At 35.6% G+C, this 16697-nt stretch carries 15 protein-coding genes and 1 riboswitch; of the genes, 5 read left to right on the top strand and 10 right to left on the bottom strand.

Annotation, left to right across the window (positions count from 1 at the left end; translation table 11 throughout):
- Position 1: 1 nt before the first annotated feature.
- Positions 2–1045 (bottom strand): ABC transporter substrate-binding protein, encoded by a 1044-nt coding sequence (locus acsn021_RS10695; RefSeq protein ID WP_184089759.1) that lies wholly within the window; start codon positions 1043–1045, stop codon positions 2–4.
- Between the two features lie 137 nt (positions 1046–1182).
- A riboswitch (cobalamin riboswitch) is annotated at positions 1183–1387 on the bottom strand.
- 156 nt (positions 1388–1543) lie between these two features.
- The gene (locus acsn021_RS10690) at positions 1544–2605 is read right to left on the bottom strand and encodes a PQQ-binding-like beta-propeller repeat protein (RefSeq protein ID WP_184089762.1); all 1062 of its coding nucleotides are present in this window, start codon (positions 2603–2605) and stop codon (positions 1544–1546) included.
- Between the two features lie 587 nt (positions 2606–3192).
- Between acsn021_RS10690 and acsn021_RS10685 the strand changes: the two genes are divergently transcribed.
- The 3 genes from acsn021_RS10685 to acsn021_RS10675 all read left to right on the top strand — a co-directional run bounded on the left by acsn021_RS10685 (position 3193) and on the right by acsn021_RS10675 (position 5471).
- Positions 3193–3786, top strand: a complete 594-nt coding sequence (locus acsn021_RS10685; RefSeq protein ID WP_184089765.1) for an SOS response-associated peptidase — start codon at positions 3193–3195, stop codon at positions 3784–3786.
- 87 nt (positions 3787–3873) lie between these two features.
- Positions 3874–5142 (top strand): Y-family DNA polymerase, encoded by a 1269-nt coding sequence (locus acsn021_RS10680; protein WP_184089768.1) that lies wholly within the window; start codon positions 3874–3876, stop codon positions 5140–5142.
- A 14-nt stretch (positions 5143–5156) separates the two neighbouring features.
- Positions 5157–5471, top strand: coding sequence for a hypothetical protein (locus acsn021_RS10675; RefSeq protein ID WP_184089771.1), 315 nt, complete (start codon positions 5157–5159; stop codon positions 5469–5471).
- A 131-nt stretch (positions 5472–5602) separates the two neighbouring features.
- On the opposite strand, the gene efp is transcribed toward acsn021_RS10675, so the two are convergent.
- From efp to acsn021_RS10655, 4 genes are all read right to left on the bottom strand, one after another.
- Positions 5603–6160 carry an elongation factor P gene (gene efp / locus acsn021_RS10670; RefSeq protein ID WP_184089774.1) on the bottom strand — a complete coding sequence of 186 codons (558 nt, stop codon included), beginning with the start codon at positions 6158–6160 and terminating at the stop codon, positions 5603–5605.
- A gap of 176 nt (positions 6161–6336) precedes the next feature.
- Complete coding sequence (gene aroQ, locus acsn021_RS10665) at positions 6337–6771, bottom strand: type II 3-dehydroquinate dehydratase (RefSeq protein ID WP_184089776.1); 435 nt, start codon at positions 6769–6771, stop codon at positions 6337–6339.
- Positions 6772–6866: 95 nt separating this feature from the next.
- The gene (locus acsn021_RS10660; protein WP_184089779.1) at positions 6867–7382 is read right to left on the bottom strand and encodes a shikimate kinase; all 516 of its coding nucleotides are present in this window, start codon (positions 7380–7382) and stop codon (positions 6867–6869) included.
- 23 nt (positions 7383–7405) lie between these two features.
- Positions 7406–7915, bottom strand: coding sequence for a YqeG family HAD IIIA-type phosphatase (locus tag acsn021_RS10655; protein ID WP_184089782.1), 510 nt, complete (start codon positions 7913–7915; stop codon positions 7406–7408).
- A 345-nt stretch (positions 7916–8260) separates the two neighbouring features.
- Here acsn021_RS10655 and acsn021_RS10650 point away from each other — a divergent pair, with 345 nt between their 5' ends.
- Together acsn021_RS10650 and acsn021_RS10645 are read left to right on the top strand one after the other, a co-directional pair.
- Positions 8261–9142 carry an aldose 1-epimerase family protein gene (locus tag acsn021_RS10650; RefSeq protein WP_184089785.1) on the top strand — a complete coding sequence of 294 codons (882 nt, stop codon included), beginning with the start codon at positions 8261–8263 and terminating at the stop codon, positions 9140–9142.
- 75 nt (positions 9143–9217) lie between these two features.
- Positions 9218–9934, top strand: coding sequence for a gamma-glutamyl-gamma-aminobutyrate hydrolase family protein (locus tag acsn021_RS10645; RefSeq protein ID WP_243167749.1), 717 nt, complete (start codon positions 9218–9220; stop codon positions 9932–9934).
- A 61-nt stretch (positions 9935–9995) separates the two neighbouring features.
- On the opposite strand, the gene acsn021_RS10640 is transcribed toward acsn021_RS10645, so the two are convergent.
- The 4 genes from acsn021_RS10640 to acsn021_RS10625 form a co-directional block, all read right to left on the bottom strand.
- Positions 9996–12068, bottom strand: coding sequence for a YgiQ family radical SAM protein (locus acsn021_RS10640; RefSeq protein ID WP_184089790.1), 2073 nt, complete (start codon positions 12066–12068; stop codon positions 9996–9998).
- Between the two features lie 292 nt (positions 12069–12360).
- Entirely contained in the window at positions 12361–13068 is a 708-nt protein-coding gene (locus acsn021_RS10635; protein WP_184089794.1) for a P-II family nitrogen regulator, read from the bottom strand.
- Positions 13069–13224: 156 nt separating this feature from the next.
- On the bottom strand, positions 13225–14814 hold the full coding sequence (locus tag acsn021_RS10630; protein WP_184089796.1) for a DUF1538 domain-containing protein: 1590 nt from the start codon (positions 14812–14814) through the stop codon (positions 13225–13227).
- Positions 14815–15485: 671 nt separating this feature from the next.
- Positions 15486–16637, bottom strand: coding sequence for a polysaccharide pyruvyl transferase family protein (locus tag acsn021_RS10625; RefSeq protein WP_184089799.1), 1152 nt, complete (start codon positions 16635–16637; stop codon positions 15486–15488).
- Between the last annotated feature and the right edge of the window lie 60 nt (positions 16638–16697).

The raw sequence follows: 16697 nt of genomic DNA, 5'->3' as shown, positions 1-16697 counted from the left end.
ATTATTTAAATAGTTCTGGATAGAAGCTATTTGCAAAAAATTCACAGGTGCTTGCGGCTCTGATATCCTGCATGACCTGAACCAGGGAGATTATTACAAAATTTTCGTTTTTTACGGCAGGAACATCCTGAAGCGCTGCATTGTTTTTAATAAAGTCTATTTTTTCCTGAATGTTCTGCGTTCCATAGTCATTGAATATAATAACGTCAGGATTTGCAGCAACGATTGTTTCTATACTGGTATTAAACCATCTTGAATCGGCCATATTTCTTGTGACATTAATTCCACCGGCCAGCTCAATTAAGTTACTCTGAAGTCCTTTGGATGTTGTATATATTTCATTGCCTTTAAAACTGTCCATAACAAATACTTTAACTTTTTCATTTTCTGTGATGCCATCGGTTTTTGCGGTGACGCCTGCAACAATTTCTTTAGCATCAGAAATCAGTTTTTCTGCTCTATCTTCTACCTTGAATATTTTCCCAAGAGCTTCGATATCTTCATACACATTTTCAATCGTCTCATCCTCAGCAACAGTGCCTGATATAACATAACAGTGAACGCCTTTTTCTTCAAACATTTCAAAGCTTCCCCAGGTATCTTCTTTAAAGGAAGATATTTGACCTATCATTAGTTCGGCCTCATTTGCTATAGCCAGCTCATGCGTCCGTTCTATTTCAGTAACGCTGTAGAAATCGGCCTCTATTTCCGGCAACGGTTCTTCTGCCGGATTCGTTCTTACATTTCTACCCACTAAATAATCCTTAAGTCCAAGAAGCAACATGTTTTCTGTTGCTGCCATGTTAGCTGTAATTACCTTATCTGGCATTTTATTAAATACCAGTGTTCTATCGCCATTTTGTACAACAACCTCACCGTAATCGTTATTGTCAGTTTTAGATAAACTATCTGGTGTAACCTGTTCCTGGGGAGCTACCGTAACAGCAGGGGTCAAAATCTCATCTTTTGCACAGCCTGATAAAACAAGGATGATTGCCCCTAGTACAAGAATACTCGTCACCCGATTCATTTTTAATTTTCTCATTCTTTTCTCCTTTGAATTTTTTTTGAATGGTATATATAACCTAATATTTTGCTTAAAAAAAGCTGTGCCAAGTATTTAGGCACAGCTAATAAAGCATTTTAAAGAGAATGCTTGTATTACTTCTTAGGCCCGAAGAAGCTTTAAGTCAATTTTAAGGAGGTCTTCTGGCTTAAACACTCTTTACCGCCGCTTTCACCTTCCCGGCAAAGCCAGTGGTATCTAAAAGCAGCTATGTTATCACAGCAGCGGGTCTGCGTGGGGATTTCACCCAACTTCCTATGTAATTAATATTAGTGATTCTTAGTATTAATTAACATAATTCCCTAAAATCATATTAAGTTGAACACTATCATTTTAATTGGTTTACTTAAAAAGTCAAGCTTTATCTAACTTATTCTGCTAAAGTTCCGATTTATACCCTTATTAAAAATATAATCCATGAACTGTTGCTAATGGTTTAAGCAACAGTTCATGGATTGTTGGTATTAATAGCAGATATTAATGGGTAACCTGGTATACATAATCCGTATGATATGTTCTAATATATAACTTATCTTCTTTTACAATAATATAAGAGGCTGCAGAAGCCAAAGGTGTCTTAGCAATAACCTTTCCTGTAATTCTATCTATCTGGTATAGATAATCTGATTCATCCGTGAAACCGTATCCAGAGATTATTACATCATCTAAAAGCACTATATTATTAGCATTACTGACTAAAGCCTCTGACCTCCATAAAACGTTCATATCAGACAAATCTATGGCAGTAATATAAGCGTTCATTCCATTTGAACTGTCAGCATAGGTAAGATGACTGTGGGAAACATACAGTATATTATCTTTTATAGCAGCACCATTTACTTTTTGCTGTATATAATTGTAATCACTTTCCTTGTATTCAGGTGAATAGGTATAATTTGAAAAGTCAATGCAGTATGCCTCTTTATAGGAGTCCTTTTCATAAACTTTTAGAATATATCCATAGGAACCATCTGTTCCATAAGTACAATATATATAGGAATCATCATAAAAGGCCATGGTTAAAGTCAAATCATTCCATGTTGCGGGTATATCATCCGGAAGGCTATCACCGCCATCCTTATATAAATCAGACACAGAATACGTATTTTGAACTAGATTATTTGTAGTAAACCATTCAGCTTCATCTGTAATCTGATTCTTTTTAGATAATAGTTCTGTTAACTTAAGTGGAATAGTTGAGGTATTTTTTATATCTTCCGCTATGTAATATGCAAAAGGAGGTGTTTCCATCAAGTAAGGATATGGACTAATTAATTCTCCTGTTTTATTTTTTGCATTCTCTTCGTTCGAATCCGCCATATTAGCTTCATTAGGTTTTTCTTCAGGTATTATGGTATTCTCAGGTTCTTGTGTAACTTCCGTCTTTTTAACAGCTTCTGTTGCATTACCCTCCATGGATTGCGACTGCTCAGATATTGCAGGACTTGTCTCTTGCTTTTCAAGCATTTCTTTTTGACATCCACTTAAAGCTGCGGTTATTATTAACAAATCAATTAAAAGTACTTTTTTTAACTTCATTTCATATCCCCCCATAATTGCAGTGTTAACATATAAAATTATATGCTCATTTATTCTATTACAACTATATTACCTTTATTCCTGTGCCTAACGTTCCATTTATATAGCCACAGAACGTTGGTTCTTGTTTTCGTGTCTATTATTCACTCAACAGGTATATTGTACAATATATTCCAATTAAATAAAATACTTTTCTATAAAATGTTGCAGGTGCAGGTACTACTTTTACTTAAACTCCGACTCGAAAAGTTTAGTAATTCTAATATTTCGTTTCCTAGGTCAATAAGAGCAGGGTATAGAAATTTTCAGAAGAATGATTACAATGAGATTTGATATTTGTCGCTACTTGTTCGCTATCGTTCATATTTTTCACTCATTTTTATGCCCCGTTCACCTATGATTGTAACTTTACATAAATATAATAAAAACGATAATTACCATAAGCAATGTCATGTCCATACTCTTCAAAAGGCATACTGTAAGATTAAAAGCCATGATGAATATATCTTGGTTAAATAATTATTGCTAAAAACTGTTCTTTTACTGCATAATAAAATTAACAATTATATTATAGAGGAGACATTCCTATGTGCGGTAGATATTATATAGATGATGAAACATCTAGAGAAATTGAAAAAATAATTAAAGATATCGATTCTAGAAACTCAAATAAGAATTATAAAACCGGTGAAATATTTCCTACTAATACAGTTCCTATTTTGGTATCACAACAAGAAAGTATCACTCCAAATTTGTGCATATGGGGATTTCCTAATTTTAAAAATAAGGGCGTCATCATCAACGCCAGGTCTGAAACAGCATTTGAAAAGAAGACTTTCAGGGAGAGCCTACTATCTAGACGTTGCATCATTCCCGCTAACGGTTTTTATGAGTGGAATAAGAACAAGGAAAAGATATTCTTTACACAACGAGATTCAAATATCATGTATATGGCTGGTATATATAATACTTTTCAAGAAGAAGCCCGATTCGTAATATTGACTACAGCTGCAAACAACTCTATATCGGACGTACACGATAGGATGCCGCTAATATTAAACAAAGACCAAATAAGTGACTGGCTAAATGATAGTGCTAAAACACAGGCCTACTTGAACCAAACACCCACAATGTTAAATCGAAAATCTAATTACGAACAAATCGGTCTTAGGTTTAACTAAATATACATTTAATTCCTCTTTACACAAGAACATCTGTTTGCTATAATTTAGAACAAACAAACGTTCTGATATATATGAGGTAGTGAAATGGAGAAAATAATTTTTCATATTGACGTTAATTCTGCATTTTTAAGTTGGGAAGCTGTCTACAGGATAAAGCATCTTGGCAGCAATCAAGATTTAAGAGAAATGGTATCAGCCGTTGGTGGGGATGTGACTATGAGACATGGTATTATATTGGCAAAATCAATACCAGCTAAAAAGTATAGCATCCAAACCGGAGAGAGCATCTTGGAGGCAAAGCAAAAATGTCCAGAGCTTATATTAGTGCCACCTAATTACAGCTTATATGAGAAATCTTCTGTTGCATTTATGAACATTCTTCGCGAATACACTCCTGACGTAGAACAGTATTCCATTGACGAGGCTTTTATCGATATGACTGGAACAGAGTGCTTGTGGGGAGCTCCTGTTGTTGTTGCTAATTTGATAAAGAATAGAATACGCGACGAATTGGGATTTACGGTTAACATCGGTGTTTCGTCAAATAAGTTACTGGCGAAGATGGCTTCTGACTTCAAAAAGCCAGACCTTGTACACACTCTTTTTCCAGAAGAGATTAAAGATAAAATGTGGCCGTTGCCAGTCAGTGAATTATTTTTTGTAGGGAGGGCAACAACCAAGAAACTTTTTAACCTTGGAATAAAAACAATTGGTGAACTGGCTAATGCAAATCCAAATATATTAAAAGCACATCTAAAAAAGCATGGGGAGATTGTATGGGGATTTGCTAATGGTTATGACTTTTCTTCCGTCGCATCGGAAACACCCCCACAAAAGGGATACGGAAATAGCACTACAATCCCATACGATGTTACGGATGCAAAGGATGCTTACATTGTCCTTTTAGCCCTAGCTGAAACAGTATCTGCTAGGTTGCGAAAAGATAATGTTAAAGCGGAGGTCATTGCTATAGGTATTAAAGATTGTGATTTTAATTACATGTCTCACCAAACTGTTTTGATGAATGCGACCAACATAACAAAGGAAATCTATAAAATCTCATGTAATCTATTTAATGAATCATGGGGTGGAAATCCTATTCGTCATCTTGGAATCCATACAAGTCGATTAAAAGATTACGATTTTACTAGGCAAATGAACATGTTTGATAATGAGGACTATGAAAAACTAGAATATGCAGATATTATGGTTGATACTATACGAGGAAGATATGGAATAGATTCATTAAAAAGGGCTGTATTTATAAAAAGTCAGATAGATCACATGTCCGGTGGAATATCAAGAGAAAAACGTACAGTGGATTATGATAAATTAAAAATAGACAACTGTTGAAAGGAGAACCTTATATGTCTGCCTTTGGGATTGGAATAAATACACAAGGAACAAATTCAGGTGATATTAAAGGAACACAAAAGGAAATTGCTTGTGATTGCTGGTTTACTAGTACTGGTAAATCTATTCCTCGTATGATAAAATTTATTGATGAAAATGACGAATTGCAGACAATTGATAAGATACACGTTAAATACGCAGAAACCAAAAATTACTCCGGCATACAATCAATAGAATATGGATGCACGATTATATGTCAGGGTTTTTCACATGATGTAAAACTTATATTTTTTAAGGACTCTTGTAAATGGATTATGACCTTTTTATAATCGGAACTTATTAACGGCTGCTGTGGCTTTGCTCCCCATATACTGTCTATAACTAATCCTGCAAAAAATAAGTACCCCATTGAAAACACCGGTTTTCTTTGGGGTACGTTTTTAATAAACTTGATATACTTTTATACTCGTTTTAAATAATCACCAGTTCTGGTATCAATACTTATTTTGTCGCCCTGTTCTACGAATAAAGGAACATAAACGGTTGCACCGGTTTCAACAACAGCAGGTTTAGTTGCACCTGTAGCAGTATCTCCCTTGAAGCCTGGTTCTGTATCTGTAATAACTAATTCCACAAATAAAGGTGGTTCAATTGCAAATACTTGATTGTTATGGGAAAGCATTTTAACCATATCGTTTTCTTTTACAAATTTCAAAGAATCACCAATTGCATCTTCGTTTAATGCAAACTGATCATAAGTATTTATATCCATAAAATGGAATAAATCTCCATCCTGATATAAGTATTGCATATCAGAACGTTCGATGTGAGCCTGTGGACACTTCTCAGTTGGTCTAAAAGTTTTTTCAACAACACCGCCACTCTTTATATTTCTTAATTTTGTTCGAACAAACGCAGCTCCTTTACCGGGTTTTACGTGCTGGAATTCAATAACTTGATATATATTATTGTCCATTTCGATTGTTAAGCCATTTCTAAAATCGCCTGCTGATACCATAAATGATATTTTCCTCCTTAAATTAACTACTCTATAGTTTATATTATCCGACAACTTTTTTCAACTATTTTTTCTTAATTCGAAAAAAAATATAAAAATTGAACGAATCCGAAAATTCAAACAAATATGGCATAGTATTCATACAGTTATATTTGTTACATGAAATAACTGCATTACTACGCTACTATTTGTTTTAGTGCATCTACTGCAAGTAAATATCCTTGCAATCCCAGTCCAATAATTTGCCCGGTACACACAGGTGCAGTTACAGATATATGCCTGAATTCTTCTCTCTTATGTACATTAGAGATATGTACTTCGATTTTAGGTATATCAAGAGAAGCCAATGCATCACGTATGGCGTAGCTATAATGGGTAAATGCTCCCGGGTTAATAATTATTCCCTGCGTTCCGTCAGAATATGCCTCTTGAAGCCTGTCTATAATATATCCCTCTACATTACTTTGATAGGTGTCAATAGTAATTTCTTCTTCTGTTGCCTTCTTCTCCAGAATTTCAAGGAGATACTTAAAATCTTGATTACCGTATATGCTCTTCTCACGGATACCCAGAAAATTAATATTAGGCCCGTTTATAACTAATATTTTCATATCTATACCCTTATACATATCACAGGCTAGCCTGAGATACTGCCACAAATAGAAAAGGCTATAATAATCGTTATGTGGCGTCCTTTCTATATTTTTTAAATAGGTTCTACTATTTTCTCTAGTATCTCATCAAGTATTTCTTCAAAGCATTTCGAATCAGTAGTAATTATAAGATGAGCAGCATTTTCATATACTGGTTCTCTACTTTGCAATAGTAGAGTTACTTTCTTATCCCATTCCTCACCGGATAACAAGGGTCTTTTGGTATCTCCGGCTAACCTTGCTTTTAGGGTATCTATATGAGCCTTCAAAAAAACTACTGTGCCTAATTTCCTTAATATCTCTGCATTTCCTGTCCGTATGGGGAGACCGCCGCCAACTGACAGAACCGTATGCTGTAAATAGTCCTGCATAGAAAGGATTTCATCTGTCTCCATTTTACGAAAGTGCTCTTCGCCATCTAATGCAAAGATTTCCTTAATGCTTTTACCTGCTCTTTTTTCGATTAACTGATCTGTATCCATAAAATCATAGGAAAGCTTTCTTGCCAATAAGGTACCTATGCTTGTCTTTCCACTGCCCATAAAACCAATCAGTATAATATTGTTCATATTTATGTTCTCCGTGGTAAATATTAAATTTTATAGTATCGCTTTTCTTTTCGGTAAAAATACAAGACAACACGCTCCAAATAACGCTTTATAACAATCTGTATTTCTTTTTCCGGTCCTATAGGTTTTACAAAAAAGCTTTTAAGCCCTGCCCTCTTTGCTCCCCAAACATCTGTAAATAACTGATCACCAACAAAAATCGTATTAGAAGGTTTCGTGCCCATAAGTTTTAAGGCCTTATAATAACTTTTTTTTAAGGGTTTATTAGCATCATAAATATATTTTGCTTTAATGTCCTTATTAAACCGCTTTACTCTTTCTTCATGGTTATTGGATATGAAGCAAATTTTAAAACCTATGTCCCGCAAATCTTTTATCAGGTTAACTGCTCTCTCGTCGGCGTTGGCTCCGTGTTCTACCAAGGTGTTGTCTATATCAAACAGCAAACCTTTGTATCCCTGTTCGTACAGTGCTTTATAGTCAATTACATATGCAGAATCTGCACATTCATTCGGGTAAAATATCCGCAACATTGAAAACCTCCAGAATATTTGTTACATAGACATCTGCCACAGCAGTATCCCTGTATTCCAATTTATTATAGCAGACCTATGATTGTTTTGGCAATACATTGGTATTTTTTAGCTTACAAATTTTATATAGTAAATATGAGTATCACATGTTACAATATGCGTAATAAGTGAACAAAGTATTCTTAGGATAATTCATTTATGGGCAGTCTACCGGCTTATAGAAAGCAGGACTGCATAGACATTATAAAAGAATAAATAGAAGAAAGGAATGCCACGTAATGATTTTCATATTTTATAATTGTGGCAGTGATACATCTGTTAGCGGATGTGTCAATGGGTGTTATTATGTCAATTCACTACTTAAAAAATAATGAATTGTGTCTCTGTATTGATACTTTTGGTGCTGAACTAAAATCCATACAGACGGTTGATAATTCAACTGAATATTTATGGAGCGGAAATCCTCTTTATTGGAAGAGAAACTCACCGGTTCTCTTTCCTATTGTAGGAAGCTTAAAAAATCAGAGTTATATTTATAAAAACAAAAGTTATCACATGTCGCAACATGGTTTTGCCAGAGATATGGAATTTAAATTAACTGAAGTAACTGAAACAGAGATATGGTTCCAACTTACAGCTACGGAGGCTACCAAAAAAGTGTATCCCTTCAATTTTACACTGGATATTGGATATCGGTTACGTAACCGGCAGATTACTGTTTTGTGGAAAGTAAAAAACTCTGGAACAGACACCATGTATTTTTCTATTGGTGCTCATCCGGCTTTTCTTTGTCCCTTAAGAGACGAGGATAATCAAACAGATTACTTTCTGCAATTTGATTCCTTAAATCCACTTAATTATCTGCTTATAAATCAGGAAGGTCTGGCCGTTAAGGAGCAGCCGGAGATACTAAATACAGAAAACGGTATGTTATCGATACGTCAGGGCATGTTTGATAAGGATGCTCTTATATTCGAAAACAATCAGAGTCATAAGATATCTTTAACCTTACCAAATAAGAAACCCTATATTACGGTTTCTTTTGAAGCGCCTTTATTCGGTCTATGGTCACCAGCCGGTAAAAATGCTCCTTTCATCTGTATTGAACCCTGGTATGGACGCTGTGACAGCAGTCATTTTAATGGAAGCCTAGAAGAACGAGAATGGGGAAATGTTCTAGACGCTGGCAAAATCTTTTCTTCTGAATATACTATAGATATCCACTAGTAATTTATCATATTCGTATGATGTAATTAAAAGGTTATAATGGAGACTAAATAAATTTAGTAAGGGGAAATGGTAATGAAGAAACCGATTATTGGAGTTACACCCCACTACGACTATGAGAATTCCAGAGTATGTATTGCTAATAATTATCTGGAAGCCATACGTTTTGGCGGTGGTGTTCCGCTCCTTCTGCCGCTTATGGCTGATACAAATGAACTGCGTATTGCAGCAAATGTATGCGATGGATTCTTATATACTGGAGGACCAGATATTAATCCCTTCCGCTTTGGAGAAGAAACATTACTCGGATGCGGCTCTGTTTATCCAGAGAGAGATACTATGGAAGAAGAATTATTTCAGATAGCTATGGAGAACGATAAACCAATCCTTGGGATTTGCCGGGGTATACAGGTACTTAATGTTTTTCTTGGAGGTACTTTATATCAGGATATTGATTCCCAATATACTTCAGATTTATTAATAGCTCATTCCCAAAAATCTGGGAGAAGCGTTTTGTCCCACAGTGTTATTGTGGAACAAAGCTCCCTTCTTTATGATATCTTAGGTAAGGACTATATTCAGGTAAACAGTTTTCATCACCAGGCAATTAAGGATATTGCACCGGCATTGCGTATTGCGGGTATCTCATCTGATAACCTGATTGAAGCTGTCTACCATCCGAATCACAAGTTCTTTCTGGCTGTTCAATGGCATCCAGAACATCTATATGCTGTCAATAAAGATGCCGCCAAGGTATTTATTGCTTTTATTAATGCGTGCAACCATACATGATTTAGAATAGTGAAGTTAAGTATACTGCTAATCCACTTGTTTTTATAGGTATTGCAAAGGCTTATTTTCTTTTGGAAGACCTGTTCTTGGAAGATTTTGTAACGGACTTACCGTTGCCGCTATTCTTTCTATCCAAGGTATTTCTGCTGCTAACATTTACGCTTACTTTTGAGGCAACATTTGATTTTGTGCTGCCTTTATTTCCTTTCCCTGTATTGGAAGCAGCATCTTGTCTGGAGTTTTTTGTTTGCTTCGTATTCCGGTTATTCTTTTTACTGCCGTCTCTACTGCCGCTGCTTGACTTCCCATCGCTCTTTCTTTTGTAGTGATTTATGCCAGCCTTTGGACGTATCAGACAATTCTTATCAAAACCGATTAAGTCAGTACGGTTAGCCATGTTTAGTGCTTCTACTACCAGGTCATAATTCTTGGGATTCCTGTATTGTATTAACGCCCTCTGCATAGCTTTTTCATGAGGAGATTTTGGGGTATATACTGCCTGCATGGTTCTTGGATCTAAGCCGGTATAATACATACAGGTTGATATAGTGGAGGGAGTCGGATAAAAATCCTGTACCTGCTCCGGCATATATCCTAAATCACGCAGATATTCTGCTAATGCTACTGCTTCTTTTATGGTAGACCCAGGATGGGAGGACATAAGATAAGGTACAACGAACTGATTTTTACCTACTTTTTCATTGGTTCTCTTATATTTTCGTATGAATTCTTCATAGACTGAATTCTTGGGTTTGCCCATCATATCTAATACCCTGTCACTGATATGCTCCGGTGCTACTTTTAACTGTCCGCTGATATGGTGCTCGCAAAGTTCCTTCATAAAAGTGTCGTCGGAATCATTGATTAAATAATCAAAGCGGATACCGGAACGAACAAATACTTTCTTTACATTAGGCAGTTCCCGAAGTTTTTTAAGCAATACCAAATAATCAGAATGGTCTATCTTTAAATTACTGCAAGGTTTCGGATATAGACATTGTTTATTGATACAAGCACCTTTTGTATTCTGCTTCGCACAGGCTGTATGTCTAAAGTTGGCTGTAGGACCGCCGACATCGTTTATATATCCTTTAAAGTCTTTATCCCAAATCAAATGATTGGCTTCCGCTAGAATGGATTCATGACTTCTGGTCTGTATAATCCTGCCCTGATGAAAGGTTAAGGCACAAAAACTGCACCCTCCAAAACAGCCACGATTACTGATTAAACTGAATTTCAATTCTTCTATAGCAGGAATACCACCCTGTTCCACATAAGAAGGATGATAATCTCTCATAAAGGGGAGAGAATACACCCTGTCCATCTCTGTTTGCGTTAACGGCTTAGAGGGAGGATTTTGAACAACATATTCATTATCTTTGTACTTTTCTACCAACCGCTTTCCTGAATAAGGATCTGTATTACTATATTGTACGAAAAAGCTTTGTGCAAATGCTTTCTTTCTCTTTAAGATATCATCAAAGGATGGCAGGGTTACTGCATCGTATACCGAGGATAAATCCTTTGTCTTATAAACAGTTCCATCAATAAAAGTAATATCTTTTACATCAAGTCCGCTCTCAAGTGCTTCCGCAATTTCAACAATAGAATGCTCTCCCATTCCATATGAAATAATATCAGCCTGAGAATCCAGTAATATAGAACGTTTTACAGAATCACTCCAATAATCATAATGTCCAAATCTTCTTAAACTTGCCTCAATTCCTCCTATAACGATGGGAGAATTTTTATAAACCTTACGGATCAAATTACAATATACTATGGTTGCTCTATCCGGTCTTTTGCCCATAACACCGCCTGGTGAATAAGCATCCTGCTTCCTACGTTTCTTTGCTACGGAATAATGGTTAACCATCGTATCCATATTCCCTCCGCTGACTAAAAATCCCAGCCTTGGGGTGCCAAGTATCTTAATACTGTTTACATCCTTCCAGTTCGGTTGAGGAATAATTCCCACCTTAAAGCCATGGCTCTCTAACACTCTGCTGATTATGGCAGGTCCAAAAGAATGATGGTCTACGTAAGCATCCCCTGTAATATAAACAAAATCACACTGGTCCCATCCGCGTTTTTCCATATCAGCCTTACAAATCGGTAAAAAATCTCTTATCATGTATAATATTGGCTGTAAAATTAAATTTTACGACCATACTCCTTTCAGATACGTTGAATAATTACAGACAGCTCTTCTCTGTCTGCATACTTCCTAAGTATAGCTTATCAGAAAGAATTCGTACACTGTTTTTTTATTTTTTTATAGCTTGACATAAAGCACTACCAGAAAATATTAAACTAGACCTATTCATATTAATGTATAATTTTGAACAGGTCTAGTTAATGTTTAAGATAATGTACTAATTTGCCGGATGGATATTCTGCTTTTAGAAGATATGAATGCAACCTCCTTACATGTCTGCTCCTATCCCTACTGTTTCATCAACAGGTAAGGAGAACATAATACCTTTTCCTTGGGTGGTAAGACCAACCTCTAAATTTACACTTTCCATAATCTTCATTTTATCTTCTCTATTTGTTAATATTAATATTAGTTCCTTTTCAGGCTGTACAGTGATTTCTAAGAATTTAGCCGCTTCTGCGTCGCCAAGGCCACGGGCGTGTACGACCGTTCCACCATTTGCACCGGCTTTTTTAGCAGCTTCCATAGTCTGGTCTGCATAACCTTGATTTACAATAATTAAAATTAGTTCATGCTTTCTTTCTTTTTTCATTGATTTCTCCTCACATACACTTCCGGCACTTGGGTTTGCCATATTCTCCACATCCATTGAGGTAATAATACTACTTATACAAGATATCGGCAAGGTAAAAGCTACACCTTTTCCTGGTTGTTCAAAATGTAGTTTTTGAGCCAGCAGTCCTAATATAAATGATATCTTATCTTCACTTATCACGCTAATTGTCAGACTTTTCTTTGTTTCTCCCAAACCCAGATAATCAAGCATCTCTGAACTTGCAGTACCATGACCATGCGTAACAACATTAAGAGGCAGGTGATTTTCTAGATATATGTCTGTAAGCTGTTTTTCTTGTATAGAATCAATAATAGCAACCAATAGCTTTTTCTTTAATATTTTAGGTTTTATACCTTCCATGATATCCTACCATAACGCAAACAACAATCGTGCGTTATTGCCACAGAAACTGGTTGTAAGAATCCACATGTGGCATCCCTTTCTTCTATATTTTCTTTCCAATATTACTAATAAGATACTATTCCTTAATACACTGGTGATATTATTTATATATTTTTATATTACCTTTGTGCCTTCACCTTCTATCGTATCATTATCAGCACTCATATCTATAAAATCCTCTTCATACTCATCCAAATCATAAAAAATAAACTCTCCAATACCCGGCTCACTGGCAGTTTCAAGTATTTGACTGCGTTTGGTTTTAAAACGATATAAGAGTCCCAGTGCCTGTATTGTTATTAGTGGTGTCATAGCTACCATAGCTACAATTCCAAAAGCATCTAACAGCATATCACCGCCTACCGCATTACAAGCTCCCATAGCCATCGGTAACAGAAAGGTTGCCGTCATAGGTCCGGATGCTACACCGCCAGAATCAAAAGCAATAGAAGTAAAGATTGGCGGTACAAAAAATGTCATAATGACAGCTAATAAATATCCGGGAACGACTAAATACCAAATTGACAGACCGGTTGATACTCTTAACATTGCCAGACCAACAGAAATCGCTACTCCGATAGAAAGGCTTAAAAGCATGGATTTTCCGGTAATATTACCTTCTGAGATCTCTTCTACTTGTTTATTCAATACGTGAACTGCCGGTTCAGCAGCTACAATAACAAAACCTATTACCATTCCAAGAGGTATTAAGAGCCAGGAATAATTACCACTGATAATTTCACCGCCAATAAAATAACCTGCGGGCATAAAACCAACATTAACTCCAGTTAAAAATAAAACAAGGCCTAAATACGTATACAACAATCCAATCATTATTTTTATTAAAGGCTTTACAGGTATTTTTAATACAGTAGCCTGAAAGACCAGAAAGAAAATCAATATTGGTGATAATGCAATAGCCACTTCTTTCATATAATCAGGAAAATGATGCAAAAACTCTTTTATGATGTAAGCAAAACTGTTGCTTTCTGCTGTCTTTATAACAGAATATTCAGAACCTGTGGGATGATAAAAAATACCTAACAGTAAAACTGCCAGTATTGGTCCCACGGAACATAGTGCTACCATGCCAAAACTGTCTTCCTGAGATGCTTTGTCTGTACGTACGGCCGCCATACCGATACCAAGTGCCATAATAAAAGGTACTGTAATAGGGCCTGTTGTTACTCCGCCGGAATCAAAAGCTACAGCAATAAAGTTATTAGGTGCAAAAGCAGCAAGTATAAAAACAATAGAATATAAAACAATCAGAATATAAGAGAGTCTGATTTGCAGTAAAGTCCTAAGAAATGCTGCAATAAGAAAAATACCTACACCCAAAGCAACTGCCCAAATTAAAACAGGGTCAGGTACACCAGGCGTTTGTCTGGCTAAAACCTGTAAGTCAGGTTCAGCGATTGTTATAAGAACACCCATAAGAAAAGTAATTGGTATTAATACCCATATTTTCCTAGAATGTGCCAGAAAGGAACCGATTTTTTCACCCATTACCATCATAGAAATATCGGCACCTAAAGTAAACAAGCCCATACCTAGAATAAGCATTAATGCACCTACCAGGAACATAAGAAGTGTACCTGTACTCATTGGAACGATTGTAAAATTTAGTACAAGAACCAATATGGTAATGGGCAGGACTGCGGAGATTGACTCCTTGATTTTTAACAAAAAATTAGTATTCATGTTATCCTCCATTCTGCCTTTTGGCAGTTAATTTCACTGCCTTGAATCATATGGTTTACAAGTTACAAATTGCATGCACGTAGATAAAGCATGCCCCCGCCCTAATATCAGTGAAAATACATTTCAAAATGTATTTAACAACAGTTGAGCTATTGCATGATACATCATATAATTTCATATACCGGGAACTCGCCGAAACATCTTTGAAAATACCGGACTTTTTACATTAAATAATGATAAGTGGTATAAAAATCTGATAAGCTAGAAGCATCTGCTATAAAACTGCCGCGTTCATACTGACATTTAAGGACATAAATGAGAACTCAGAGAACTAAATTTATGTACTAAGTCTCTTTGTGCCCTCCTTTCCATATAATTCTATAATATTTTTGTTTATAATTCAATAAAAAAACAATAAATTTTTGTACTATTAATTTTTTCCTTTCAATAAAACAATAAATTTTTCCTGTATTTGAAATATTCCGAGTTTTCGAAATATTTTCAAGATAATTTTTACAATACATAATCTGAATCAGAAAATTCATTTATATATAGAATTATTATAGGTTACAATACGAATTATATAGAGGATGTATACAGATTGATACGGTTCCCACATCAAAAAACCAGAATCATAAAATACGATTCCGGTTTTTTGATGTTATAGCTGTTTATTTGTATATTGTAGAGTATGTGCTTTCGTTCTCCAATTCATTCCTTAGAATATTCTGCGAATGTTTTCTTTGGATATCCAATAATTCATACACCTTGTCATAGTGATAGTCTAAACCATTTAGATTAGTGGGAATATCTTGCACATCTTTGACTAAATAGTTGCTTAGTTCCAACATACTTAACAAATGTACCATTCTTTCGGGGTATTTTTCGTGTGGTATGGTGAAGAACTTACGCCTGTAAATGATTGCAAATACAGTTGCATGAAAAGAATTCGTTACAACGTAAGCAGCCTGTTCTATCAGACCTAAGAACTCTTCAACGCCAGCATCGTCAAATCTCCCTAATTCATTGGAATAACGCTTGTCCGACCTATTATGAATAACCGGAAGCCCTGTAAGTTTTGATAATTTCTCTGCAATAGGACGAACCATAGAATCTGCATTGATGACATGAACTAATATATAGCCTCTGTTATAGTTTGGTCTCTTCTTTAAGTTATCAAAATCAGAGCCCTCCAATAACAAGGTAGGATCTACAACTACATCAATCGATTTATTCGTTAGCGTTGATAGCATTTCTTTTGCGGATTCTTCTCTTACTGCGATTGCATCAAAATTCTCTAAATAGTGTTGAAAGAAATCTTTCTCGTAATCTTTTAACACAGTCTTACCAACACTAGAGGCAAACGATATCTTTCTAACCGGTTTATTCGTGAAATCTAAGAAAAATGCACGATTTAAACCGCCGGTTATAGCTCCATTCCAAACCTGGTCACTGCCGGTTATTAATATATCATAGGCATCTCCAACTTTTGCATCAACTAATTCCTGATAACTTCGATAGCAGGTAGTCGTATGCAGTTGCTTTGCAATAAATGCTTCAAATTTTAAATATTTACGTTTGGCACGGATTCCTTTTGTTTTTAGATTTTGCCACAGAAAAGCACGTAGTTTACGAAATCTTTTAGCTTTCACTAAACCTTTATATAAATTAAGTGGTTTATAAAGGTTATCTATGCAATCTAGTCTGAGATTAATTATATCAACTTCATAACCCAGTTTTTTAACATATTCCTGCAAGCCCCAGGCTTGCAGCATGCAACCATAATTATGAGCTGAGGATATGGTTATAATTCCGACTTTCATGTTTAGCTCCCGCTGCTATCGCAAGTCTGCTTGCGATACTGCCACTAACAAGTTGAAAGA

The sequence above is a fragment of the Anaerocolumna cellulosilytica genome (assembly GCF_014218335.1).
In the GTDB taxonomy this organism is placed as follows: domain Bacteria; phylum Bacillota; class Clostridia; order Lachnospirales; family Lachnospiraceae; genus Anaerocolumna; species Anaerocolumna cellulosilytica.
Note: the sequence above shows the minus strand (reverse complement) of the source record. Positions and strands in the feature narration are given on the sequence as shown.

What these genes read in the sequence shown, in the direction of transcription:
- acsn021_RS10650 (WP_184089785.1), top strand. Translation starts at nt 8,261, where the DNA reads ATGTCAATTCACTACTTAAAAAATAATGAATTGTGTCTCTGTATTGAT.
- aroQ (WP_184089776.1), bottom strand. Translation starts at nt 6,771, where the DNA reads ATGAAAATATTAGTTATAAACGGGCCTAATATTAATTTTCTGGGTATC.
- acsn021_RS10695 (WP_184089759.1), bottom strand. Translation starts at nt 1,045, where the DNA reads ATGAGAAAATTAAAAATGAATCGGGTGACGAGTATTCTTGTACTAGGG.
- acsn021_RS10630 (WP_184089796.1), bottom strand. Translation starts at nt 14,814, where the DNA reads ATGAATACTAATTTTTTGTTAAAAATCAAGGAGTCAATCTCCGCAGTC.
- acsn021_RS10675 (WP_184089771.1), top strand. Translation starts at nt 5,157, where the DNA reads ATGTCTGCCTTTGGGATTGGAATAAATACACAAGGAACAAATTCAGGT.
- acsn021_RS10660 (WP_184089779.1), bottom strand. Translation starts at nt 7,382, where the DNA reads ATGAACAATATTATACTGATTGGTTTTATGGGCAGTGGAAAGACAAGC.
- acsn021_RS10625 (WP_184089799.1), bottom strand. Translation starts at nt 16,637, where the DNA reads ATGAAAGTCGGAATTATAACCATATCCTCAGCTCATAATTATGGTTGC.
- acsn021_RS10690 (WP_184089762.1), bottom strand. Translation starts at nt 2,605, where the DNA reads ATGAAGTTAAAAAAAGTACTTTTAATTGATTTGTTAATAATAACCGCA.
- acsn021_RS10640 (WP_184089790.1), bottom strand. Translation starts at nt 12,068, where the DNA reads ATGATAAGAGATTTTTTACCGATTTGTAAGGCTGATATGGAAAAACGC.
- efp (WP_184089774.1), bottom strand. Translation starts at nt 6,160, where the DNA reads ATGGTATCAGCAGGCGATTTTAGAAATGGCTTAACAATCGAAATGGAC.
- acsn021_RS10635 (WP_184089794.1), bottom strand. Translation starts at nt 13,068, where the DNA reads ATGGAAGGTATAAAACCTAAAATATTAAAGAAAAAGCTATTGGTTGCT.
- acsn021_RS10645 (WP_243167749.1), top strand. Translation starts at nt 9,218, where the DNA reads ATGAAGAAACCGATTATTGGAGTTACACCCCACTACGACTATGAGAAT.
- acsn021_RS10680 (WP_184089768.1), top strand. Translation starts at nt 3,874, where the DNA reads ATGGAGAAAATAATTTTTCATATTGACGTTAATTCTGCATTTTTAAGT.
- acsn021_RS10685 (WP_184089765.1), top strand. Translation starts at nt 3,193, where the DNA reads ATGTGCGGTAGATATTATATAGATGATGAAACATCTAGAGAAATTGAA.
- acsn021_RS10655 (WP_184089782.1), bottom strand. Translation starts at nt 7,915, where the DNA reads ATGTTGCGGATATTTTACCCGAATGAATGTGCAGATTCTGCATATGTA.